The organism is Spiroplasma endosymbiont of Nebria brevicollis (assembly GCF_964030895.1).
Lineage (GTDB): Bacteria > Bacillota_I > Bacilli_A > Mycoplasmatales > VBWQ01 > Spiroplasma_E.
Window position 1 is genome coordinate 1,092,894 of the sequence record NZ_OZ034986.1, and the last position, 25,108, is coordinate 1,118,001.

The window sequence follows — 25,108 nt, forward strand, 5'->3', positions numbered from 1 at the left end:
TTTGTAAAATTATTTTTAGTTTTTTAATAATGAGTTAGTGTTATAATTTAATAAATAGTTAACTAAAAAGGAGGTTATATATTATGCATAAATTTTTAGAAATAATTAAAAAAGGTCATATGGAAGGAGTTAGTGAACCTTGGTGCAATAATGAAGGTGTAGCTATATTTACCATTTGTGTTCCAACATAATCAATCTTGATTTTTATTAATTAATGAAAAAAATCCTTTATTTGAAACTAAATTAGAAACTAAATACGGAACTTTAACTGGTGGCTGTAAAAAAGAACAAACAGTTTTACAAACAGTTATGGATGAAGTATTAGAAGAAACAGGGATTGATATCACAGCACTGTCTAAAGAAAACATTTATGCTGTTGGTAGTTACTATGCTAATAAAACCTCTATCAAATTATGACATCTGTATGCCCTTGATATTTCTAGTTTAAACTTGGATTTAAAAGAAACTTATTTTGGTCCTGGCGATAATAGTAAAGGTGAGCGTGGTATTAATGGTAGTTTTGTTAATCAAAAAGAATTTGTTGGCGTTAATGATACACTAGCACTAGCAATTTATGCCAAATTATGTTTAAATAAAATAATAATCCATCCACAAATTATGTAAAGGTAATAACTAAATGTTTAAAAATAAAAAAACAATAGTAAAACAAAAAGTAAAAAATATTCAGCAATTCTTATTAACTATTCCTCGTGATTTAAAATCTATTCCTTTTTCGGCTCAAGTAGCCATTATTTGCTTAGGATTATTTATGGTTTGAAATATATTCTTTGATTTTAACCATTTTCTTAACCCTAAACATTTTCCATCAATTTGGAAAATTGTTAATAATAAACAAGAAGAAACTTGAAAACAAGTATTACTAATGCTAAATGGAATGGCTGCCTTTACCAATATAATTTGTGTCATTTTAATAGCATTAGGTAAAATATCTAACTATTTTTGAGGATTTATTTCTGTAACCGTATATGGTTTATTTTCTTTAACATGAGATTACGTTGGCGATATGCAGTTAAATTTATTTTTCTTTTTACCATTCCAATTTATTGGTTATAGTTTATGAAAATTTAACTTAGATTCCCAACAAGACATTATTTCAAAACGTCTTAATTTAAAAACAGGTATGGTAACAATTTATTTTTCCATTATCTTAACTGTTTTCTTTTATTTTGAAATTCCCGAGTTTTCTCGTGTTATATTAGGTACTTATGATTTTGAAGGAAAAAACTGATCCAAATTATTACCACATGTTCTTGATTCTTTAACTAATGGTTTGAGTATTGCTGCCCAAATTTTAATGTTAATGCGTTTTCGTGAACAATGAATTTTTTGAATTATTGTTAATATACTGCAAATAACAATGTATTCTGGAATTGCTCATAGTACTATAGATATTAATTTGTTAATTATGTGAATAGTAGCACTTGGTAACTCATGTTTTGGGTGTTATCAATGATTCTTTGTTCGTAGTCGTGAGAAATTAACAGAAAAAACTAAAAACGAAATATTAAAATATGAAACACCACAACAATTTAAGAATTAGTTATTAGAAAGGACAACATAAAACTTATGAACCATAATTCATATCTTTTAAATAATTTAAAAGATACCAAACAATTAGCAAGAATAATTGCCAATATTGCCCAACCTAATTTAATCTTATTGTTAAACGGGACACTTGGTAGTGGAAAAACACAATTAACAAAATTAATTGGTGAAGAACTTGGTGTTAGTGATATTATTAATTCACCGACTTTTATTATTTGAAATCAATATGCAACTAAACATAAATGAAACTTAATTCATATGGATGCTTATCGTTTAAATAATGTGACCCATCTTGAAGAATACTATGAAATCATGGCTAATAATTTTATGATTATTGAATGACCTGATAAACTACCTATTAATTGACAACAACATATGTACATAGAAATTAATTTTACCATTACTAATGCAACAAAAAGAGTAATAACCGTTAATACTAATTTGTTAACAAATAAAGATAAAAAACAACTACAAGATTGATTAAAGCACTTATTTATTATTTAAAATCATTCTATGTTATATTAAATTAGGCTTTTCTCCCTTTATGTACTATTAAATTTTATCACATAAATGCTGAGAAAAGCCTATCTACGGACTTCTCCCCACAGTTTTAAATCAAACATAGCATTACAGTTTCAAAACTAGGTATGTTATTGAATTTATATGCTGATTCTTTTGCATATAAATGAACATGATGTTTTGCAACTTTGATATGTGTTTTAAATGTTCTTCGTATATGTTTTCATACTGATTCAATTTGGTTGGTATTTACACCAGTTTTTGAAACATAGCCATTTTGATGGTTAACTGTTTCATGCTTAGTGAAAACCGATTTCAAATCGCGATATCCTTTTCACAAATCAGTATGTACATCACACTTTGAAGACATGTGGTTTCTTGCAAACTGCAAAAGATTTTTACTGTTTGCGTTTTTCAATACTTTCACAATTAAATTATTGGTTGTTTTTTGATAAATGCCAACAATCAAGGTTTTGTTTAACAAGGATCTTCCTTGTTTTTTAAAACCCATATGTGAAAGATACATTTCATCTATTTGCACTATCCCTTCAACAATGAATTGAGGTTTTTGTTTAGCAATGGCACTTCGGATTTTATGACCCATTCTTCAAGCTGTTTTCAAGGTCACTCCCAATTCTTTTGCAACATCAGTTGATGGAATTCCATGTTTGGTGTTTATTCATCTAAAGATGAGATAAAACCAAGATATTAAAGACGTTTGGGACTTTGAAAATATAGTGCCCGTGAGAATACTAAATGTTTGATGACATTTCAAACATCTCATTCTTTTTAAATCAGAAGTATTCAAATTAAAACTAGAACACCTAATACATTTGCTTTGTTTCAAACTTGCTATATATGCAAGACATTGTTTTTCAGTTTGAAATATTCTGTTGAATTCATTTCAATTCATTTTTTCCTCCACAAGTACATGTGGGGAGAAGTCCGTTAAATTATTAGTTAAGAATTTTGTTCAACTAATAATTTAATTATATAAAATAATGAAAAGGAGAAAATCAAATGGATAACATAGAAGAAGAAGAACAATTATTACCTACTAATTCAACTAGTTGTTTATCAACTAGTAGTGTAAAAAAGTATTTTCTTAATATGATGAGAAAGACAAAATATGTACTATATATTGTTGGTACAGGATGTTTACTTTATGGAGGAGGGTCTGGTCTTAATGAACTCATTGAAAACGGATATGATAAAAACGAGAAAACTTCTGACAATGATTCTTACTTGGAATTTTTTCTAGTTGGGTTTGGAGCAATTACTATAGGTCAATCACTAAAACTCTTTGTTAAGTTTTGCGATAATGGTAATAATATTGAAAATAGATTGGATCAACAACCAACACATGATTTACCACCAGCATATGAAGATATACAAGGGCATATATTAAAGATGCTAATAATGAGACCACACACACCTATCCTGCCTGTGAACTTAATGCTACTAAATGCTCATCCGTCGTCGTATCGCTTGCCTAATCAAACTTTACAAATACCTTAATGTATGTTGTTACTGACATTACTAGTATAACAATCAATTAAAAACTCATTATTGATAGATAATAAATAAAAAATTATTATATAATACACTTATAGACTAAATATAATTTTTAACTCATTGTTTTATTTAAAGCAAATGGGTTTTTATTTTAAAAGGAGAAGCGAAAATGACAAATATTGAAGCAAAAGACATAAATAAAGAAGTTTTATCACTAATAGAATTATTTGAATATAATGATAAAATTATTACAATAATTAAAACAAATAATGAGTGTAAGTTATACTCTAAAGAACAAATAGAACTAATGAAATGAAACATTGACGAACTACTATATAAATCTACTGAAGAAGAGTATCTAATTAAACTTTTAGAATGACAAGAACAATTAGAACCATTAGAAGAACATAAAAATTTGTTAACTAATGTTAACAAATTAGAATTGATCATAAATAAATTTTGATATAAATTTTATTGAAAATTTATAGAAACATCAGAAGGCAAATTATTTATAAAATGAAAAAACGCATATTTAGATTGTTATAAAAAACATTTTTTAAAAAAGAAAAATTTAGAAAATATTAGATTAAAAGTATCTAAATTAGATACTAATAATAACAATGAATCAGAAGATAATAAATTTACAAAAACTGAAATAAATTCCATGGATTTAGAAAAACAGTTCTCAACAAATGCATATATTAAACCAACAAGTTCATTAAAAATGTAAAATAAGGTGCCTAATAAGCACATAGCAAGACCAAATAAAAATTTATATGGTTTATTTTATTACTATCAATTATAATGGAAGAAATTATTCATAAAACTATTAATAGTACTCTGACTAATTAGGCCATACGACTTATATTGTTCTAAAACAGTTAACGTATAATTATTATAATCAACGGCATAGTAATTATTTAATAAGTATAATAAGGCAACAAGTAAAAATACTGCACCCAATGCTACAGGGCTAAAAGCATAAAATACTGTCATCTTACGATTATGATAACCAACAATGGAAGCAAATAATCACCCTAAAGCAAATGCCATCATTCAGTATAATAATGTTACTACTTGTTGGTCAAATCAAAACCAAAAGAATAGCATTAAGACAACAGTTATTGCAAAACGACTCATAATTGGTGTTTTAAATAATTTGTAATTTCAAATGAAAGGTAGCATGGCTCCTAATGAAATTCAAACAAACACTCAAAATCCAGACATTATGTTATATTGATCAACAACACTTTGTAAAATTCCTGTTACTATCATAGCACCAAATCAAATAATAATTGCTTTTCATCATCCATAAAATCCTTCAACAAATCTTCCTACACGATAGAACATTAATAATGAGAAAATCAAATTAATAGGAACACTACCATTATCATTGCCCACAAATGGATAAATTAACCACCTTCAATATTCATGAGCACCAAAAATTAAATTATGATAATTAGCACCAAAAATCAATTCTTGTAAATTAAAATTATTACTCAACCAACCATCTTTGGTCTGATAAATGATTATTAAAAAAGCAAAATAAGTAATAATAGGAATAATAAATAAAAATCATGTTACAACTAAATTAGCATTGCTACATTTCTTTAAAGTATCACTTAAATAACGACGATTTTGAAAATTTACTTTTTTTCATTTTTCACTTAAGTTAGAACCGTTACCATCAGTATCTTTACTATCATCGCTATCTTCATCATTATTACTATCATTTTCATTATTACTAATTTCTGTTAAATCAACTTTAACTGATTTAACAATACTTGGATAAAATTTAGCGATTTCGTCTACTATTTTATCAGGAGTAGCGATAATTACATCAACAGCAGGTGACGCACGATTTTCATTTTCATTATCATCATTTAAAATAATCATTAAAAAGCGGATTTCTTTAATACCATCTTTTTCTAATTGTTTATGTAACACTTCATAAACATCATCTTTAATTTTTAAATGTTGGGCATTAAAATTATTTTCTTTAATAATTTTAATAATATGGTAAGTATTACTTTCTTTATTGGTTAAATAAACTTCGCCTTTAATGTAGGGTTTTAATTCCTTAGGAACATTAAATGGGAGATATCCTTGTTGAGTAATGAAATAATCAACTAATTGTAGGCCTAGAATATCTAAAATTTTCTCATCCATTATTTAACACTTTCCTTTCGTAATAATTGTAGTTTATTTTCAAAAAAATCAGGTAACTTACAATCAAAAGTCATCTCTTGTTTGGTAGTTGGGTGAATAAAAGAAATCTCTTTGGCATGTAAGTATTGTCCAATATTAACACTTTCCACTTTAAATTTACTATATAAAGGATCATTAACAATGGGGTGACTAATTCATTCAAAGTGGACACGAATTTGGTGTGTTCTTCCTGTTTCTAGCTGGCATTGCACTAAAGTATAATTTTTAAATCTTTCAAGCACTCCAAAATGGGTTATTGCAACTTTACTATTTTGTTCATTAACCATCATTTTTAAACGATTACTAGTACTTCTAGCAATTGGCGCTTTAATAGTTCCTGATCTACTTTTAATTGTACCATGAACTAAGGCAATATAAATTCGTTTAATTTCATGATTTTTCAATTGTTGAGCTAATTGATTATGACTAATATTATTTTTGGCAACGATTAATAAACCTGTTGTTTGTTTATCAATACGATGAACTATTCCTGGTCGTAAATTATTATCATTCGCATCAATTTTTGATTGAAATAAAAGTCCGTTGACTAATGTATTATCTCAGTTACCAACCCCAGGGTGGACAACTAAGTTATTTGGTTTGTTAATAACAATAACATCATCATCTTCATAAACAGTTTCAAAGGCAATTTCTGTTGCTTGCAAACTACTAGGTGCTGTAGCTTTAATGGTAATAGTAATTTCATCATTAAGTTTTAATGATGTTTTAGCACCAAGCACAATTTTATCGTTAATTGTCACTTGTTCATTAGCAATTAAGGTTTGAATAAAACTTCGTGAATAATGGTATTGTTCTAAAACAGAAGTTAGATACTTGTCGAGTCTGATACTTGATGTTTCATGATATATTATTTTTATCACTTGCATGTCTTTTTTCGATGCTGGTTGTGAATCCGTAGTTAGTGATGTCATTGCTTTGTTCTCCATTTTTTTCTTGATAGTGATGAATTATTGGTTCAATAATTAGTTGTAAAATAATAATGATAATGCCGATCGTAATAAACGTGTCAGCAGTATTAAAAATAGTATAGGGAGGAAATAGTTGTCATGATAAAAAATCGACAACACCGCCATTATGTAAAAAGCGATCAATTAGATTACCCAAAGTGCCAGCAATAATAAAACTTAGGCCTAGTGTTCTGGTTATTGATTTTGCAAATAACAATCAAATTATACCAGTAATACTAATTAAAAAAGCAAACGTTGTTAAAAAAATACGTTGATTTTGAAAGAAACTAAAAGCTGAACCATAATTAATAATATATTTGAAATTAATAAATCCTGGTAAGAAACTATATTCTTGTCCTTGTTTCAGATTAGTTTGGACTGCGAGTTTAACCATTTGTTTAGTTACTACTAATGCAATAATAGTAACTAAACAAATGATTTTGGTTAATCACTTTCAATCACGAGTTTTTAACTTATTTTTAATATTTGTTCAAGAGAATTCCATAATTACTTCTTTCTATGAATTGTTATTATTTAAGAATAACAATTCATAACAACGATTACAAACATCATCTTTAATTTCATCAACAATTAATCAACAACGGGGACATTTAGTACCTAATTTAGCACTAACAGCAATAGTTCAATCTTTAGTAACATTTGTTGGATGCACGATAAAGGTCACATCACTAACAATTAGCAGTTGTGCCATATCTTTAATCGGAATGGTTTTTAAAATACTATTTTTTTCGAGAAAAGAAATAGTAATCATAGCTTCTAAAGCACTTTTTACTACTTTATCTTTTTTAGCTTCTTCAATCGCTTTATTGACATCATTTTTAAAAGCAATAAAGTATTCTCACTTATCAATTATTCGTGGTTTTAGTTTTCATTCTCAACTCGTAGGGAACGCTAAACTATGCAATGATTGATTAGTAGTTGTTAGTTCTAAATTAAATAATGAATGGAAACTTTCTTCGGTTGTGTGTGGGAGAATAGGAGCTAAGATCCCCATTAATGTTTTTACTAGTAAAAACATTGTCGTTTGGACTTGTTTTCTTCTAATATCGTCTTTATGGTTAACATATAAAATATCTTTTGTAAAATCACAATAGAAAGCAGATAAATCATTGGTAACAAAATTCAAGATTAATTGATAAATCGTATTAAATTCATAGTTTTGATAGTAACCATCAATTTTATTAACTAAAACATTTAATTTATTTAAAATGAATTGATCAACTTCACTAAGGGTAACAATAAGTTCTTCAGGAATAGTATTATTAACTGTTTTAATATCTAAATCAAAACAGTTACCTAATAAAAAACGGAAGATATTTCTAATCTTACGGTAGTTTTCACTAACTTGTTTTAAAATTTCTGTTCCAATTCGTGTATCATCTTGAAAGTCAACACTAGCTACTCATAACCGTAAAATGTCAGCACCATTAGTTTCACAAATTGATTTTACACTAATAACATTACCAATTGATTTAGACATTTTATTACCTTTAGCATCGGTAACAAAACCGTGGGCTAATAAGTTTTTATAAGGACTGTGACCATGCGTAATAACACCTGTAATTAAACTAGAATTGAATCAACCACGAAATTGGTCGTTTCCTTCCAAGTATAAATCAACTGGCCATGGTAATTTGTGATTTTTAATAACAGCTAAATGTGAAACCCCACTATCATATCAGACGTCCATAATATCTTGTTCTTTATAAAAAATACCATTGGGGCTAGCTTTATGTTTATATCTCGGTGGTAACAAGTCTTTAACATCTTTTTCAAATCAAATATTTGAACCATGAGTAGCAAATAATGTTGCAACATGATTAATCAGTTTACAATCCATAATTGGTTGCTTATTTTCACTGTAGAAAATAGGAATTGGTAAACCCCAAGCACGTTGACGGGAAATACATCAATCAAAGCGATTATTAGTCATTAAGAGCATGCGTTTTTTAGCCCATTCTGGTAAGAAATTAACACTATTAATATTTTTGGTAAGCAGTGGTTTAATTTTTTCAATCGCAATAAATCATTGTAAAGTAGCACGATAAATAACTGGTTTTTTAGTTCTTCAGTCGTGGGGATATTGATGTTTATATCATTTCATGCCGATTAATGAACCATTATCTTTTAATCTCGTAACGACAATTTTATTAGCATCATCATAAAATTTACCCTCAATTTCAGGGTCATTAATCTCACTAGTAAAGTATCCTTGGTCATTAATCGGACATAGAATTTTAATATTATGTTTTTTTCCTAAATCAAAATCTTCCTCACCAAAACTAGGAGCAATATGAACAACTCCAGAACCATCACTAGTCGTTACATGTGACCCATGAACAACTGGGGTTTTACCACCATATAGTGGATGTGATGCTGTTAGCCCAACTAATTGGTTACCAACAATGGTTTTGACAATTTCAAAGTTAGTAATATTATTAGTTATGGTAAAATTTGTTATCAAATCTTGAGCAATAATATATTGATGATTATTAAATTTTAAGATTGTATATGTAACTTCTTCATTAACTGCTAGCATTTGATTTGCAGGAATAGTTCATGGGGTTGTTGTTCAAATTACTAGTGATGTGGGTAAGGTAAATTGTTTTTTATCATCATTTAATAAAAAAGCAACATAGATAGCAGCACTAGTTTTTGTTAAATATTCGATTTCAGCTTCTGCTAAGGCACTCTCACTAGAAGGTGATCAATACACAGGGTATAAATTACGGTATACTAAATTCTTTTCCACCATGGTCGCAAAAACTTTAATTTGTTGGGCTTCATAATTTTTATCATAAGTTACATAATAGTTTTGAAAATCAGTTAGTAAACCTAATGTTTTAAATTGACTAATTTGATTAGCAACTTGGATTTGGGCATAATTTTGACATTGTTTTCGAAAATCACTAACAGTAGTAGTTTTACGGTTAATTCCAGAATTAGTAACTGCTGTTTCAATGGGTAATCCATGGGTATCTCAACCAGGAATGTAGGGAGCATAATAGTTATTACTATTGTAATAGCGAACAATAAAATCTTTTAAGATTTTATTTAAAGCATGACCTAAATGTAAATCGCCATTAGCATATGGTGGTCCATCGTGTAAAATAAAAGTTTTACCAAAAGATTTATTTTTAGTAATTAGGTTTTGATAAATGTTTTGTTCTTGTCAAAACTTTTGGAATAGTGGTTCTTTTTCTATTAAGTTAGCACGCATTTCAAAGTTGGTCTGGGGCATTAACAAGGTATCTTTATAATTTTTAGTCATCTATTATTCTCCTTTGAAATAACTAGTTATTATTTTATTTGCTATCAACATTAAGTTTGCTGATTATATATATTATTTATAATGCTAATTATACTAATAATTTGTTGTAGTTAATATAATATTTGCTTATAAACTTATAATAATTTCCATTTTTTGATAATTGTTGATTATTACATAATATTACAACAATTGTATTGTAATGATTTGCTTGCTTTTATTTTCACAATTATTGGTATAAGTATTTATAGTGTACACATATCAGAGTAAAAGGGGAATTAATTAAAAACCCTGTTCTATTAAGATATAATATATCCATAAATCATACCCTAATGAATCATTACATTATTTGTTTTTTTGAGCACAAAATAGTTATAAGGAATTAGAATATGATTTTTAATTTTTATTTATTAAACTTAACTAGCTTATAGCATTTAATAATAGCAAAAACTAGAAAATAGAAAGGATATTATATATGAAGAAAATTGAGTATAATTAGTTTTATGCAAGGGAGTATAGCCCTCGAGTTCTCCTAATCAGAAATGATTAGGTGTTTTTTTATTTCCTGAATTGTAAGTATTAGTGCGACCCGAAAGTCGTAATTTTGTAAGGGTTCAATTCCCTTTTCTCTAGACATCAGAAATAATGCATGTCTCACATTTTAAAGATTGGCAACCTTTAGGATGCAAGCATGGGACAAAAAAACCAAGAATTTCGCGATGACCATCTTGATTAATGCCTAAAGCAACAAATATTGCTTTTGAAGTGACTTTTATGTGTCTACTTTATTATAGGTGTTCAAACATGTACCCCATCGATCATAATAAAAGGAGAAGAATTTGCACTTAAATTACGATTTTTTCATTCATTGATGGGTCCATCTAATTCTTTGCAAATATTAGAAACCGTTGATTTGGAAAAACTTAATCCACATAATTTTTCAGTGATTACTTCTACTTTTCTAGTAGCAACACCTTGAACTACCATTTCCATCATGATAGCTAATAAAGTTTTTTTCTAACAAACTAATTATATTGGATATAAGAGAGTATATGACTCATTTTTTTATTATTTTTTAAATTTACACAAGATTTTGGACTTAACCAAAAATTTATCTTTGCTGCACGTATATTGTTACAAAATTTACATAAACAGTATGTATTACAAGCACCAAATTCAAGAGGAGCTGTATGACAAGGAAACTGTCAAGTACGGTTTTGAAGTCAAGGGGAAAAGGGTGACTTTTTCCTCTTAGATTAACATATTCATCAGTTTTATTCATTAAATTGTTCTATTCTAACTCTAAGTATTATTCTTGACAAGCATATTATAAACCAGAAAAATGAAAACATTAAGTAAAATTTAATAATAAGTACTTGTCTGTCCTGAGCAAACCTTAGGTTAAAACATAATCATAAGATAACGACACAAAACTAGGAATAAACTGTTAATTTTCTGATTTATTTGGAGTTTCTAATAATAAATTTTTATTATTAGTAATATTATATTTAGAAAGTGAGGAAGAATGATATGAAAGATGGCAATGATAGTAAAAAAAATAAGTTTAAAAGAATTTGTATGAATGGGTTTTAACTATACAGTTGGAATCGGATTTATTGGTAATTTTGCCTTACTTGCCAATATTGGCAAAATTAATTCCATTGGTGCCAATGTCATTTGAGTCTTTTTAATTGAAGGTTTTGTTGTTGGAATTTGTGCGTGAGCATTTGCTAAAATGGCTAAAATTCATAACTCTGATAATAATGAATGGTGCAGCATATATTTATGTTCGCAGTAGTTTTGGACGGTTTTGAGGCTGAATGGTAGCCTTTATGCAATATATATCATTACCATTCGTTATTACCTTACAAATCTTAATGTTAATTCGTGGTACCTTTTCTCCTGAATTTGCTAGTGAAGCATGATCATGATATAGTATTCATTGAGGTGCCTTTAGTGACTTATACTTAGATTTATTAGGAGTCTTATTAATCTATTTATTAGCATCTTCTACTTTTTTTTGAGGGATTAAGGTATATAAAAAAGTAACTAATATTTCAGGAATTGTAAAATGATTTACTGCTGGTTTTTTAGTAGTTGCTGGAATTAGTTTGGCTCTTAGTCAAGGTAGTACTAATTGACATTACTGAGTAAATAATAGTACTTTAAACTTTAATGGATTTATGAATTCCTTTATTTCATGTTTCTTTTTCTTTGCTGGCTTTGAATTATTTGCCACAGCAGGTAAAAATATTAATAATCCTGAAAAGAATATTGGCAAAAGGATTACGTTAATTGTGCTCATTTGTACTATTTTTTATATTGTTATTTCTGTTATTTTCTTTGCAGTTTACAGCCAATTCCAACAAAATATGAATATGGGTTCATGATTATCATTTAATAATAAAATCATTTTATATGGTGGACCTATTATCATGATTATTAGTGGTTTAGCATTAAAGATTAATTTAGGAATGCAAAATTCTTTATATGGAGGTACAGTCTTACAACCATTATCAAAAGAGGGATATATTTCTGATAAACTATTTATTTTAAATAAAGATGGATTACCAATGAAAGCAATTTTATTAAATTTATGGATCACTGTAATTATGATTTTTTGTTGACTAATAATTCCTGATTTAATTAAAGGATTTTGATTAACGAACCACCCTGGTAAAACTTATCATTCAGCGCTTGATGTTTCATCATTAACTAGTGCTTCTAGTGTCATTACAACTTTTATTTATATGATGGTGGTTTTAACTACTTTAAAATTAACCTTTATTAGAAAGTTAAAATTAAAAGTTTGGGAATTGCTGTTATTTATTATGGTTTTCTTTTTCTTAGGTTTAATTTTATTTTGACATTATTATAGTTTAATTCGTGATACAGTTGCACAATTAAGAACCAATCCTGATGATACAAGTCCGTTAGTAGGAATGATTGTTGAGTTTGTCTTTATTATTGCTACTATAACTTTTGCTTTATTGTGATACAAGTTTTACTATTTACCAAAATATGAAAAACGTTTAGTTAATAAACCACATATTCAAGAGCGTTTAAACCAAGACTTTGTGCTTAATATCGAACATTTAGTAACCTTTAACCAAGAATAATAGTTGAAAAAACGTAAATATCTAGTTAAAAATATTTACGTTTTTAAATTCAATTTTGTATGTTTCGAGACTAATGTATGATCAGATAGAATAATCAAACTTAACCTTGGTTTTCTACTTTTAAAATTTTTACTTTATAAGACTCTTTAATGCCTTTAACATCAACAATTTCTCCTGCTGTAGCATTCATAATTGAACTTGCTAATGGACACTCATTAGAAATTCAACCTTCAAATGGATTACTTTCGATACTTCCAACGATTTTAAACTTTTGTTGCGTTTCTTCAATGGGATTACCATCTTTAACTTTAACAAAATTTACTCAACTACCAACACGAACAGCTTTTACGTTAGTGTTTTTACGGTTATGTTGATCTTCAAGAATAACAGCATTATTAATAATAGCTTCTAATTCTTGGATTCTTGCTTCATTTTTAGCTTGTTCTTCACGAGCACTAGTATAATCAGCATTTTCAGATAAGTCACCATCGGCTCTGGCTGCTTTTAGACGTTCCTTAATTGATTCACGTTCTACTTCAACAATCTTTTTTAGTTCGGCTTTAATTTTTTCTAATCCTTGTTCAGTAACAATGATTTGTTTATTTTTGTTTATTTCACTCATAAAATATTCCTCCATTAATTATTAATAAGATAGTATGATAACAACGTAATTAATTATATCATAAGGGAATTATTTGATTAATTTTTCTTCAAGTAAGACATCATGAATAGCTTTTTTGACAGTTTCAGAGTCATCACTAGTAATAATGAACGCCATTTTATTAAGGTGTTTAACACCTAATCCAAGTAAACTAAGTACTGATTTAGCGTTACCTTCAACTTCATTACTTAGTTCTTTACCACTAACGGGTTTACCATTTGTATCAGTTCCTGTAAGTTTACCATCTTTAACAGTAATATTTTTACCAACATCAGCGTTATCATTTAATTTTACAGCTTTTACTGTAGTTTCTTTAAAAGCAGCAAGTTTACCAGTAATTTTTGATACTGGTCGTGCGTGTAAACCAATTTTTGCTTCGTCAATAATTTGTACCGCATATATAGTAGAATTCATTTTTACCTCCAGGTATGTTTAAAAAATAATTGTAATATAACCACATCTTATTTATAACATATTTTTTGTTTTCTTTTGAAAAAAATTTTAGTTAAAGATTTTCTTTGATATTTAGAAAATGTACCTTATGATAATTTAGTCCGCAACCCTAAGAGTAAGCGCAACTAAATATATTAAGTTTTTCAATGATTAACAAATTTTTAGTAAATTTAATGATTCACCAGTTTCTAAACTCAGAGTACAGTAATAATATCCCATTTTGGAGTGCAGAAATCATTAAAATTAGTATGCAAAAAAATATTGGAAAAATAACATAAATAATATATTATAAATTATAACGATATACCTATATCGTTATAATCTTAATGAATATATATAAAAATATGTAATTATTAAAATTATATTAGTGTTATAAATTTTTAAAACGCTAATACAAAAAATAGATTTAATGTATAACTATTATTTTAAAAAATGAGAATGGTTATTGAAAATGTTTTATTAAACTTGAAAAAAATTAAAATAATATATGAAAAATATTGTAATTAAGCGCATATTTGTTATGTGTTTCAGGACTTATTTTTAAAATACAAAAAAATAAAAACGTTATGCAATAAATCTTATAAATAAATTATAAAAGGAGAACTTCTATGAGATGTTTATTAAATGTTTTTTTAATATTTAATATTTTAAGTAGTACTACTTCAGTAGGAACTACTTTTGTTTGTACGTATGTACATAATACTAAAAAAGTAATAACTCCAAATCTGTATGTATTAGGAGATAGTTTATCAGATGATGGTTCAATGGCCAATATTCTTACTCATGATTCTTACAAGTTTGATAACGTTAACTTTCAAACACCTTTTTATCATAATTCTTGTACTGATGGTAATGTTGCTGCACAAGTTGCTGTGGAAAGTTTAGGCACCACTTTAATTCCTGCTTGGGATAATAGAAATCATGTAGTTGGCAATAATTATGCTGTAGATGGTGCACAAGCAGGAGAAAACAATACTTTACAATATCGATTTTTTCTAAATCATTATTCTTTAGCAAACCAAACTGATTATTTATTAAAGCAACATAAACTTAAAAAAACTGATGATATTTTAATAGTTATTGGTGGAGATGATTTAATATATGCTGTAGAAAAAAAATCTAAATTAGAACAAGATTTGGTTATTAGCAATGCTATTACTAATGAAATCAATTCAATTGAAACTTTAATTAACAATGGAGGGCAAAATTTTATTATTGCTAATCCCCCAGATATTAGTAAAATTCCAAGATTTTTGAATACTTCACAAGCACAAACAGCTGCAGAAATATCATCTCGTTTTAATTTTTCATGAAAAATAGCTATGCATGCCTTAGGTAACATTTATCATAAAACTAATATTTATCCTTATGATTTATATGAAAAATTTAACACTTTGTTAACTAAAGCAAAAAGTATTGGTAAAAATACTACTCAGGCTTCAATTAAATGAAATACTTTAAACTTATTATTAAATGAACAACCAAAATATATCAATAATATTTCAGCAAAAACAATTGATAATGACTTTTTCTTTGATGATGTTCATCCTAATAAATGAGCTCATAAACATGTAGGAATGGATTTAGCGCATATATTTAAAGAAATCAATTTAAAAGATTAGCGAAATTATAGATTAAAACAGAATAGACTTTGTGCATTTATTAATAAAATAAATATTACATTTTTAATAATTAATTACGCAATTTGTAAAATATTGCGTATAATTTATATAATGTCAAAATTTAAGAACAATGGAGAATGTATAATGTCTGAACAAAAAAAACTAGCTGCTGACCAAAAAATTATTAATATTGCTGTGATTGCTCACGTTGACGTTGGTAAGTCAACATTAGTTGATGTCCTACTAAAACAATCAGGAATCTTTCGCCAAAACCAAGTTGTTGTCGAACAAGTTATGGATAGTAATGAACAAGAACGAAGACGTGGAATTACTATTTATGCCAAAAACTGTTCTATTATGCACGGTGATGTTAAAATAAATATTGTTGATACACCAGGCCATGCTGACTTCTCATCCGAAGTTGAAAGAATTATGAAAACAGTTGACTGTGTAATTTTGCTAGTTGATAGTGTTGAAGGTCCAATGCCACAAACACGTTTTGTTTTACAAAAAGCCTTAGAGCATAATTTAAATCCCATTTTAATGATTAATAAAATTGATAAAAAAGACCAAAGAATCGATGAAGTTAAAGATGAAGTTTTAAACTTATTCATGGAACTAAATGCTAACGATACACAATTAGACTTTCCAACACTGTATGGAATTACAAAACAAGGGATTTGTCAGTACGAATTAGATAAACCAAGTGATAACTTAGAACCATTATTTGAAACAATTATTAAACACGCTAAAGTTTCTACGCTCGTGAAAATTGATAAACCACTACAAATGCAAATTAGTTCATTAGACTATGATAGTTTTATTGGTCGTATCGGAATTGGTCGTATTTTCCAAGGTACGATTTCTGAAAACCAAGAAATTGTTGTTGTTGATGATTATGATTTAAAACGTAAAGCACGCGTTAAATACTTATTTGTTTACCAAGGTTTAAAACGTGTAGCAGTTAAAACTGCTATCGCTGGTGATATTGTATGTGTAGCTGGAATTGAAAATATTACCATTGGTAATACGATTTGTGATAAAGATAACGTTAACCCCATGGATCCCATTACTATTCAAGCACCAACGATGTCAATGAACTTCTTAGTCAATAATTCACCATTCTGTGGTACGGAAGGAAAACTAGTTACAAGTAATAAAATCAAAGAACGTTTAACTCGTGAATTAGAAACTAACGTGGGACTAAAAGTTGAACAACTTGTTGGCAGCAATGCTGATGGTTTCAAAGTCTTTGGTCGTGGTGAATTACATTTATCAGTATTAATTGAAAACATGCGTCAAGAAGGTTTCGAATTAGGAATTTCGAAACCAGAAGTTGTTTTTAAAAAAGATGGAAAAGGTCACACTACTGAACCAGTTGAAGAAACTACTCTAAACCACCCTACTGAATATAGTAGTACTATTATTGATAATCTAAATCGTCGTAAAGGTATTATGACTAATATGGACTCTGATAATGTTCGTGATAAAATTGTTTTCCATATTCCAACTAGAGGTTTAATTGGATTTGGTCGTCAATATATTAACATTACCCGTGGCACTGGTGTGATGGTTCGTAGTTTCCTAGCCTATGAGCCATTAAAAGGTGAAATCGGACATAGTCGTAATGGTGTATTAGTAAGTATGGTTACAGGGACCACTTTACCTTACGCTTTAAATTCTTTAGAAGAACGTGGAACGCTATTTGTAAAGCCACAAACTAAAGTGTATGAAGGTATGATTATTGGTTTAAGTAGTCGTGATAAAGATTTAGATGTTAACCCATGTAAAGCAAAACAATTAACTAATACTAGAAGTTCAGGTAATGATGAAGCAGTTCGTTTAACACCACCAATGCTATTTAGTTTAGAAGAAGCTTTAGAATTTGTTGATAATGATGAACTTGTGGAAGTAACGCCAGAAAACATTCGTATGCGTAAGCGTTTCTTAACCGAAAATGAACGTAAACAAAATAGAAATCGTAAGTAAGTTATTACTTACGATTTTTTAATCTGCCTGATTATTTTTATCATACAAAAATAAAGAAAAATGATTATTAATAAGGAAATTAAATAACAATTATCTCGGATAGTTATTTACTTTTTAAAGAATATAGTGTATTATTAATACGTTGTTGATTAATTCACAATTTTCTTTTAAGATATGATTGATAAAAATTTATCAAAGAGTTGTTAATGATGTCAAAGAAACAAGCAATCGAAATGAAATTACTTGACAACTTTTAATTTTAGAAAAAATTAGATGAATTAATACTTTTAAATATAAGTATATAAAATAATAATTAATTTAAAACCTAATATTTTTTAGAGTAACCCCTTTTTATTTTTACGAGGTTATTTTTCAAATTATATTTATCACTGTCTTTTCTAAATTTATTCAAAATTTACTTTTTAAGGAGAAAAAAATATATGAGTTTTACAGAACTAAACTTAAAACAAGAACTAACAGCAGCCATTGCTAAATGAGGATATACAACTCCAACTGCAATTCAAAAGAAAACAATTCCTGTTTCTTTACAAAATAAAGATATCATTGGAAAAAGTCACACTGGAACTGGAAAAACTGCTGCTTTTGTTTTACCAATCTTACATAATTTAGATATTAAATTATACCGTAACCAAGCAATCATTGTTTGTCCAACAAGAGAACTTGCAATTCAAGTTGCTAAACAAGTAAAGAAATATGCCTACTTTTTAGATGGTGTAAATGTCGCTTTACTATGTGGAGGAGCTAACATCAGAAATCAATTATATGATTTAAGAACAAGTAATATTGTTGTGGGAACACCAGGCCGTATTACTGACCATATTAACCGTGGAAGTCTACGTTTAAACACTATCAAAACCATTGTTTTAGATGAAGCTGACGAAATGTTAAAAATGGGATTCAAAAAAGATATTGATTTTTTATTTGAAAACTCACCAACTGATATTCAAACTGTGCTTTTCTCAGCTACTATGTCAAAACCAGTTTTAAAAATTGCTGATGACTACCAAAATAATCCAGTAAGTATCAGTGTTGAAGATGAAACATCAAAACTACAACAAGAAAACATTAGCCAATTCTACTTTGACTGTCGTAATACAAATAAAGAAACCGCTTTAGTTGCTTTATACCAAAATATAAAACCAGAGTTAAGCATTGTCTTTTCAAATACTAAAGCATTCACTACAAGAATCGCTAAAGTACTTTCTGATAATGGTATCCAATCTGCAGTTATTAATGGTGATAAGAGTCAAAGAGAACGTTTGGATGCAATGCGTCAATTCAAGAATGGAACTGTTAAAGTCTTAATTGCTACTGACGTTGTTGCTCGTGGAATTGATGTTAACGGAATTGATTACATATTTAACTATGATATCCCTCGTGAACATGAATATTATACACACCGTATTGGACGTACTGCCCGTGCTGGAGCTAAAGGAACTGCTATTACATTAGTGAGCAACAGAGCTCAATACAATGAACTTCAAGATATTCAATACTACCAAAAACATGATATTAAATTATTTGATAGTGTTGATTGAGAATTACCAAAAAACATTGTTTTAGCACCTGCTACTACGCAAAGACCAAGTTTCTTATCACGTGATAGAGGAGACAGAGGAAGAAATGATTTCTCACGTAATAACAATGGTAACTCTAATTGAAGAAAAAAAGATCGTTACTAAGTCTTTTAATTAAAAGTGTGTTATACTATGAATATAGTAAACTAAACTAAATTACATAACCATTAGGTTCTACTTATTATTTATTAATAGGCAGAGCCTAGTTTTATTTAAATATTAAGGAGCAGTGAAACAAGATGGCAGCAGAAGCACAACAACAACAAATGAGTCAAGAAAAACTTAAAGAATTGACTGAACCGAAAAAAGAAAAATCAAAAAAACATTCTCCATCAAATTCAAAACAATCAAATTGAATTATCAAATTTTTTTTAAAAATTTGATATCTTTGTTGTGGAGAGGCTTTATTTAGTATTGTAAAATATTTATTTTCATCAAGGAAAAAAACAATTGCAGAAAAACCCGTTTCCTTTAACATTACTACAGAACAACAAAATCCAGCAAACACTACAAGTCCAGAATCTAACGTAGAAACAACAGATCTTACTCAAGTAAGTAATGAAGCCGAACAACAACATAATAGTGAAATACCATTACCACCAATAGTGACACCAACACTTTAATTACTATTTAAAATACTTATTAGTACGCTCTAAATCCTTAATATTATCAATATCCCAATGACTGTTAAAATCTAACACATAAGGTTTTAATTCAATATGATGTTTAATACTATTATTAATTAAATACTTACCAACCATTATCGTTTTTAACATTAAAACTTGTTCAGAACTATTTAAATCTTGACCAAGTTTTTTTGCTCATAATTTATTAACATATGATCATTCACCTGCTAAAAAACTATTAGTATCATTAGACTTAATAATATCAACAATATTACCATCATCACTTAATTCATAAGTTCAATCATCTTTTCTATCATTACTATCACGAGTAACGCCAACCATCACATTAGTAGCAAATTCATAATTAAAATGATTAGTCGTACTAACCATATCACCAGAAATAATAAAAATATCGCTATTGCCATCAAAATACTTTGCTACTAATTTCAAAGCATAGCCACTATCATAATCTGAATAATGATTATTATGAACTAAAGTTAAGTTTGAATATTTAACAGTTAGATAATTAAAGTCACTTGCTAAGTAGCCAGTAATTATAATAATTTTTGTCAACTCTGGTACTTGCAATAAATTATTAATCGTATGCTCAATTAATGGTACACCATTAAATTTAATCAATGATTTATGAATCTCATGGGTTAATGGGTGTAATCTTGTACCACTTCCCGCAGCAAAAATAATAGCAACTTTCATCAAAATACTCCTTTTATTTTATAACAAAATTAATAATTTTATTCATAACAAAAATGGTTTTAATTATAGTTTTGTCGTTTAATCATGGTTTAATTTTCTCATTATTAGTAACAATTTTTACAACATCTACTTGTGATAAATCAGCTGCTAATTGACAAGTATGTTTAGTTTTACCATTAATTTGAATAGCAATAGTAACTGTTTTAGCAATTAAAAACTTTTCATTATATGTAGGAAACTTACTATGATTAATGCTTGCTTTATTACCTGTAAGTTCTCATAATTCTTCGCTTAAATGTGGAGCAAATGGATTTAATAATTTTAAGAAATTAAATAGATATTCTTGATAAATACTACTTGCTTTGTAACAAGCATTAATAAAAATCATTAATTGGGCAATAGCGGTATTAAAACTTAAATCATTAATATCACAAGTCACCTTTTTCACAGTTTGATGATAAATAGTATCTAATGTCATATCATTAGTCAGACTAATTTTACTTTGATATTCACTGTCAGTGAATAAACGATAAACACGGGTTAAAAACTTATGACTACCAACAAGACCACTAGCTAATCATGGTAATGATGCTGTTAAAGAACCCATAAACATTTCATAAAGACGTAATGTATCAGCACCATATTCATTAATAATATCATCTGGATTAACGACATTACCCCGTGACTTAGACATTTTTTCATTGTTTTCACCAAGAATCATACCTTGATTTACTAACTTTAAAAACGGTTCTGAAGTCGGTACTAATCCTAAATCATATAATACTAAATGTCAAAAGCGAGCATACATTAAATGTAAAACAGCATGCTCTTGGCCACCAATATATAAATCAACTGGTAATCAATGTTTAAATCTGTTCTTAGCAACATTACTATCAAAATCAGCGTAAGTACCATCATCATTTTTCATTATATAAGCTAAATAATATCAGCAACTACCTGCTCATTGAGGCATCGTGTTAACTTCTCTCGTGCCTGTAACACCATCAACTCTTGTCACATGTAATCATGATTTAATTGCCTTACTTAACGGAGCATTACCGTCACTTGATGGCTTAATATTGGACATTTTTGGTAATAATACTGGTAACTCTTGTTCTGAAACAGTACTAATAGTCCCATCTGCTCAGTGAATAATAGGAAATGGTTCACCTCAATAACGTTGACGAGAAAATAATCAATCACGTAGTTTATAAGCAGTATGGACTTTACCTTGTTTTAATTTTATTAATTTATCCACAATTAATTTAGTAGCTTCCGTGCCATTTTTACCATTAATAAAATCAGAATTAATATATTCACTAGTACCCATAAAAGGATGGGTTGTATCATTAGTTTTCATAATAAATGTAATAGGTAATTTTTTAGTTTGCGCAAATAAAGAATCACGAGCATCATGAGCAGGAACCCCCATAATGGCACCAGAGCCATAGTGGTTTAAAACGTAATCTCCTACCCATACTGGGATTTTAATTTTTGTTAAGGGGTGAATAACATAACTACCCGTAAAGACGCCTGTTTTTGAAGTATCTTCACTCTGACGCATTAAATCAGTTTTACTTTGGGCATTTCGACAATACTTAGTAACTTCGTTACTGTATTCACTTGTAGTTAAATTATGAACTAATGGATGCTCAGGAGCAATTACTAAAAATGAAACACCAAAAATAGTGTCAACACGTGATGTAAACACCGTAATTTTATCTTTAGTATTTTCTATTTGAAAATCAACTAGGGTTCCAACGCTTTTGCCAATTCAATTCTTTTGTAGTTCTTTGACACTATGTGGTCAATCAAGGTTGTCTAAACCTTGTAATAATTGCTCAGCATATTTAGTAATTTTAAAAACTCATTGTCGCATGGGTTTTTTAATAACAGGAAAATTACCGCGTTCTGAAACCATTTTACCATCAACATTTAATATTTCTTCATTAGCTAATACTGTTCCTAATTCTGGACAGAAGTTAACTTCTACATCTTTTAATTGGGCAAGACCCTTTTCATAAAGTTTAATAAAAATTCATTGTGTTCAACGGTAATATTGGGGGTCAGTTGTATTTACTTCTTTATTATAATCAAAACTTAAACCAATACTTTGTAATTGTTTACGGAAATTATTAATATTTTGTAAAGTAAAAGTTTTGGGATCATTACCAGTGTTTAAAGCATATTGTTCAGCAGGTAGTCCAAAAGCATCTCATCCAATGGGATGTAATACATTGTAACCATTCATCATTTTAACTCGTGCTACCACATCAGTGGCACAATATCCTTTGGGGTGGCCAACATGTAACCCAGAACCAGAAGGATAAGGAAACATATCAAGTAGATAGGCTTTTGGTTTACTAGTATCATCAAGATATGTTTTGAAAGTTTGATTTTGTAACCAATATTTTTGTCATTTTTTTTCTATTTTTTGATGATTATAATCCATGGTGCTACTCCTTTAAATTGATAGTGTCAAAACATCATATTAACCATAATACCATAATGAATTAATAAGATGCAATTTTTTTATTGTAAAGGAATAAATATAACAGATTTAAAGAAACGAAAGTAAACTTATCTAACCAATGCCAACATTAGTTTTATCCAAAGATTAACACCATTATATAACACCAATAAATCAAAAGCAATATAAATAGTAAGAAAGAATAGAATAATTAAGTATAGTTATTTTTGTTAGTCACACAGTTTATTGGATATTCCCAATAAAGAACTTAAATCAATTTTTGACCATCAAAAAAATACAGGAAAAAATGAAAAAGAAAAGTAAAATTGCTTAATTAAGCAAATTTAAAATATATAAATAATTTGAAATTATAATTTAGTTTTAGTAATTAATTTTCTATTGGTTGTTCTGGTTTAATATCCACATTTAAATCATAACCTTTACTATCTAAAGTTAAAGGTATAGCATAGTATAAACCATCATCTGTAGCATACATTAAATTATTTTCATCTGGTTTATTAAGACCTATCTTTCTCAAAACTTGATAAAAATTAAATTCATCTCAATCCATGTTATCTGTTATTATATCTCCAGAAAAAGTAGAATTTATATTTAATTTTACTTTTAACATATAATTATTTTCATAATTAACTGAATATAAATCATAATCTACAGAAGTTTCTTTGTGAGGTGATACATTTATTTTTTGAGAAGGAGCCTTAACAGTTTCACTATTAGAAGTTGTTTGAGTTGTACTATTACTAAAATTAAAATTTCATCTACTTTTATATTTATTTTTTGATTGTCCATACCACTATTATAATTATAATAAACTGATAATATGTGATCAATAAATCTATCCATTGATCAACTTTTTAAATTTTGATAAATTTGTATTTATCATTTCTTGAGTAAATGCTGGTGCTGTTGAACTTGCCAATATTAAAATTGCAAGTGAATTTAATAATTTTTTCATTTGATTTAAGTTCTTTATGTACTTCATAAACTTGAAAGGAATTTTAAATTAATATATTATTTTTTTCTTTATAAAAGATAATTAATATAAATCCAAAATTAGGAAATATTTTTCTGTTCATATTAATTATAGAACTATTTTTTTAAAAAGCAAAAAATTTTTATTTTTCAATCCTAAACTAATTTATATATGTCAGAATAACAAATATCATTAGCACAAAAATAAATATTATTTCTATTAAATGTTACACTTGAAATTTTTTTATTTGTTTCCAATTCTACTATTTTTTTAGCAATTGGAATTTGTTTTGCTATTTGATTTTTACTTAGTGTATATATATTATTACTTTGATAATTAGTAAAATAAGCATTATTTTCTTGATCAAAAACTATAAAACTAATTTCATTTAATCTATCAATTCTTTTAATTATGTTTTCACCTAGATTAAAAATATAAGTATAAAATGTTGTTCCAACAAAAATATTATTTTCACTATCTAACATAATTATATTTACTAATCCATATGGTATAGTTCCAATTTTTTCTGAACACTTTTCATTATGTTTTATAATATAAATGTGTTCATTTATATCATTATTTCTACTAGCATAATATATGTTATCATTCTTATCAATTGCTATTTTTGATACTTCATGAGCATCAAAATCAGTTTTATGTGGTATCGTATTACCATTTTCCAAAACATAAATTTGATTACCATTATTTTGATCAGAACTTAAAAAATAAATATCATTATTAGAATTATTAAAAAACAAGAAAGATTAAAAGCAAAGTTAGTTTTTCCTACTCCACCT

At 27.7% G+C, this 25,108-nt stretch carries 23 protein-coding genes and 1 pseudogene; 11 read left to right on the forward strand and 13 right to left on the reverse strand.

Translation table 4 applies throughout. From position 1 onward, the window contains the following. The first annotated feature begins 177 nt into the window (after positions 1–177). The 3 genes from AAHM98_RS06445 to tsaE are packed head-to-tail and all read left to right on the forward strand — an operon-like array spanning position 178 to position 2,070. Positions 178–624: a hypothetical protein gene (locus AAHM98_RS06445; protein WP_342276034.1), complete on the forward strand. Its 447-nt coding sequence runs from the start codon at positions 178–180 to the stop codon at positions 622–624. Between the two features lie 13 nt (positions 625–637). Then, positions 638–1,561 carry a nicotinamide riboside transporter PnuC gene (pnuC, locus tag AAHM98_RS06450; protein ID WP_342276035.1) on the forward strand — a complete coding sequence of 308 codons (924 nt, stop codon included), beginning with the start codon at positions 638–640 and terminating at the stop codon, positions 1,559–1,561. A gap of 26 nt (positions 1,562–1,587) precedes the next feature. Next, positions 1,588–2,070 (forward strand): tRNA (adenosine(37)-N6)-threonylcarbamoyltransferase complex ATPase subunit type 1 TsaE, encoded by a 483-nt coding sequence (tsaE, locus tag AAHM98_RS06455; protein WP_342276036.1) that lies wholly within the window; start codon positions 1,588–1,590, stop codon positions 2,068–2,070. A gap of 106 nt (positions 2,071–2,176) precedes the next feature. Here tsaE and AAHM98_RS06460 read toward each other — a convergent pair whose 3' ends face one another. After that, positions 2,177–2,713 carry an IS1595 family transposase gene (locus tag AAHM98_RS06460; RefSeq protein ID WP_342275883.1) on the reverse strand — a complete coding sequence of 179 codons (537 nt, stop codon included), beginning with the start codon at positions 2,711–2,713 and terminating at the stop codon, positions 2,177–2,179. 392 nt (positions 2,714–3,105) lie between these two features. Here AAHM98_RS06460 and AAHM98_RS06465 point away from each other — a divergent pair, with 392 nt between their 5' ends. Next, positions 3,106–3,603 carry a hypothetical protein gene (locus tag AAHM98_RS06465; RefSeq protein ID WP_342276037.1) on the forward strand — a complete coding sequence of 166 codons (498 nt, stop codon included), beginning with the start codon at positions 3,106–3,108 and terminating at the stop codon, positions 3,601–3,603. Positions 3,604–3,769: 166 nt separating this feature from the next. Further along, a complete protein-coding gene (locus tag AAHM98_RS06470; RefSeq protein WP_342276038.1) occupies positions 3,770–4,330 on the forward strand; it encodes a hypothetical protein in 561 nt (186 codons plus the stop codon). A 62-nt stretch (positions 4,331–4,392) separates the two neighbouring features. Here the strand turns inward: AAHM98_RS06470 and AAHM98_RS06475 are convergent, their stop codons facing one another. From AAHM98_RS06475 to AAHM98_RS06495, 6 genes are all read right to left on the reverse strand, one after another. Beyond that, positions 4,393–5,769 (reverse strand): hypothetical protein, encoded by a 1,377-nt coding sequence (locus AAHM98_RS06475; protein ID WP_342276039.1) that lies wholly within the window; start codon positions 5,767–5,769, stop codon positions 4,393–4,395. Then, entirely contained in the window at positions 5,769–6,695 is a 927-nt protein-coding gene (locus AAHM98_RS06480; protein WP_425289609.1) for an RluA family pseudouridine synthase, read from the reverse strand. The genes AAHM98_RS06475 and AAHM98_RS06480 overlap by 1 nt, the downstream gene beginning before the upstream one ends. Next, positions 6,577–7,281 (reverse strand): signal peptidase II, encoded by a 705-nt coding sequence (gene lspA / locus AAHM98_RS06485; protein WP_342276041.1) that lies wholly within the window; start codon positions 7,279–7,281, stop codon positions 6,577–6,579. Before lspA ends, AAHM98_RS06480 begins: the two co-directional genes overlap by 119 nt. 12 nt (positions 7,282–7,293) lie before the next feature. After that, a complete protein-coding gene (gene ileS, locus AAHM98_RS06490; RefSeq protein ID WP_342276042.1) occupies positions 7,294–10,068 on the reverse strand; it encodes an isoleucine--tRNA ligase in 2,775 nt (924 codons plus the stop codon). Positions 10,069–10,694: 626 nt separating this feature from the next. Further along, positions 10,695–10,841 carry a transposase gene (locus tag AAHM98_RS09040; RefSeq protein WP_425289610.1) on the reverse strand — a complete coding sequence of 49 codons (147 nt, stop codon included), beginning with the start codon at positions 10,839–10,841 and terminating at the stop codon, positions 10,695–10,697. A 4-nt stretch (positions 10,842–10,845) separates the two neighbouring features. Beyond that, positions 10,846–11,073, reverse strand: coding sequence for a transposase (locus AAHM98_RS06495; RefSeq protein ID WP_342277255.1), 228 nt, complete (start codon positions 11,071–11,073; stop codon positions 10,846–10,848). Positions 11,074–11,602: 529 nt separating this feature from the next. On the opposite strand from AAHM98_RS06495, the gene AAHM98_RS06500 reads away from it, so the two are divergent. Further along, positions 11,603–11,863, forward strand: a complete 261-nt coding sequence (locus AAHM98_RS06500) for a hypothetical protein (RefSeq protein WP_342276043.1) — start codon at positions 11,603–11,605, stop codon at positions 11,861–11,863. After that, a complete protein-coding gene (locus tag AAHM98_RS06505; protein ID WP_342276044.1) occupies positions 11,829–13,184 on the forward strand; it encodes an APC family permease in 1,356 nt (451 codons plus the stop codon). Before AAHM98_RS06500 ends, AAHM98_RS06505 begins: the two co-directional genes overlap by 35 nt. Before the next feature lie 100 nt (positions 13,185–13,284). Here AAHM98_RS06505 and greA read toward each other — a convergent pair whose 3' ends face one another. Next, a complete protein-coding gene (gene greA / locus AAHM98_RS06510) occupies positions 13,285–13,806 on the reverse strand; it encodes a transcription elongation factor GreA (RefSeq protein ID WP_342276045.1) in 522 nt (173 codons plus the stop codon). A gap of 69 nt (positions 13,807–13,875) precedes the next feature. Further along, positions 13,876–14,259 (reverse strand): hypothetical protein, encoded by a 384-nt coding sequence (locus AAHM98_RS06515; protein WP_342276046.1) that lies wholly within the window; start codon positions 14,257–14,259, stop codon positions 13,876–13,878. 647 nt (positions 14,260–14,906) lie between these two features. Between AAHM98_RS06515 and AAHM98_RS06520 the strand changes: the two genes are divergently transcribed. The 4 genes from AAHM98_RS06520 (at position 14,907) to AAHM98_RS06535 (ending at position 20,130) form a co-directional block, all read left to right on the forward strand. Continuing rightward, complete coding sequence (locus AAHM98_RS06520; protein WP_342276047.1) at positions 14,907–15,920, forward strand: SGNH/GDSL hydrolase family protein; 1,014 nt, start codon at positions 14,907–14,909, stop codon at positions 15,918–15,920. Positions 15,921–16,064: 144 nt separating this feature from the next. Further along, on the forward strand, positions 16,065–17,909 hold the full coding sequence (typA, locus tag AAHM98_RS06525) for a translational GTPase TypA (protein ID WP_342276048.1): 1,845 nt from the start codon (positions 16,065–16,067) through the stop codon (positions 17,907–17,909). A gap of 440 nt (positions 17,910–18,349) precedes the next feature. Then, entirely contained in the window at positions 18,350–19,612 is a 1,263-nt protein-coding gene (locus tag AAHM98_RS06530; protein ID WP_342276049.1) for a DEAD/DEAH box helicase, read from the forward strand. Between the two features lie 134 nt (positions 19,613–19,746). After that, the gene (locus tag AAHM98_RS06535; protein ID WP_342276050.1) at positions 19,747–20,130 is read left to right on the forward strand and encodes a hypothetical protein; all 384 of its coding nucleotides are present in this window, start codon (positions 19,747–19,749) and stop codon (positions 20,128–20,130) included. A gap of 3 nt (positions 20,131–20,133) precedes the next feature. On the opposite strand, the gene AAHM98_RS06540 is transcribed toward AAHM98_RS06535, so the two are convergent. The 4 genes and pseudogenes from AAHM98_RS06540 to AAHM98_RS06555 form a co-directional block, all read right to left on the reverse strand. Beyond that, the gene (locus tag AAHM98_RS06540; RefSeq protein ID WP_342276051.1) at positions 20,134–20,847 is read right to left on the reverse strand and encodes a sugar phosphate nucleotidyltransferase; all 714 of its coding nucleotides are present in this window, start codon (positions 20,845–20,847) and stop codon (positions 20,134–20,136) included. Positions 20,848–20,860: 13 nt separating this feature from the next. After that, positions 20,861–23,299, reverse strand: coding sequence for a leucine--tRNA ligase (leuS, locus tag AAHM98_RS06545; RefSeq protein WP_342276052.1), 2,439 nt, complete (start codon positions 23,297–23,299; stop codon positions 20,861–20,863). A 406-nt stretch (positions 23,300–23,705) separates the two neighbouring features. After that, a pseudogene (locus AAHM98_RS06550) lies at positions 23,706–24,077 on the reverse strand (ETX/MTX2 family pore-forming toxin); the annotation flags it as partial. Positions 24,078–24,466: 389 nt separating this feature from the next. Further along, entirely contained in the window at positions 24,467–25,069 is a 603-nt protein-coding gene (locus tag AAHM98_RS06555; protein ID WP_342276053.1) for a hypothetical protein, read from the reverse strand. Positions 25,070–25,108 lie beyond the last annotated feature (39 nt).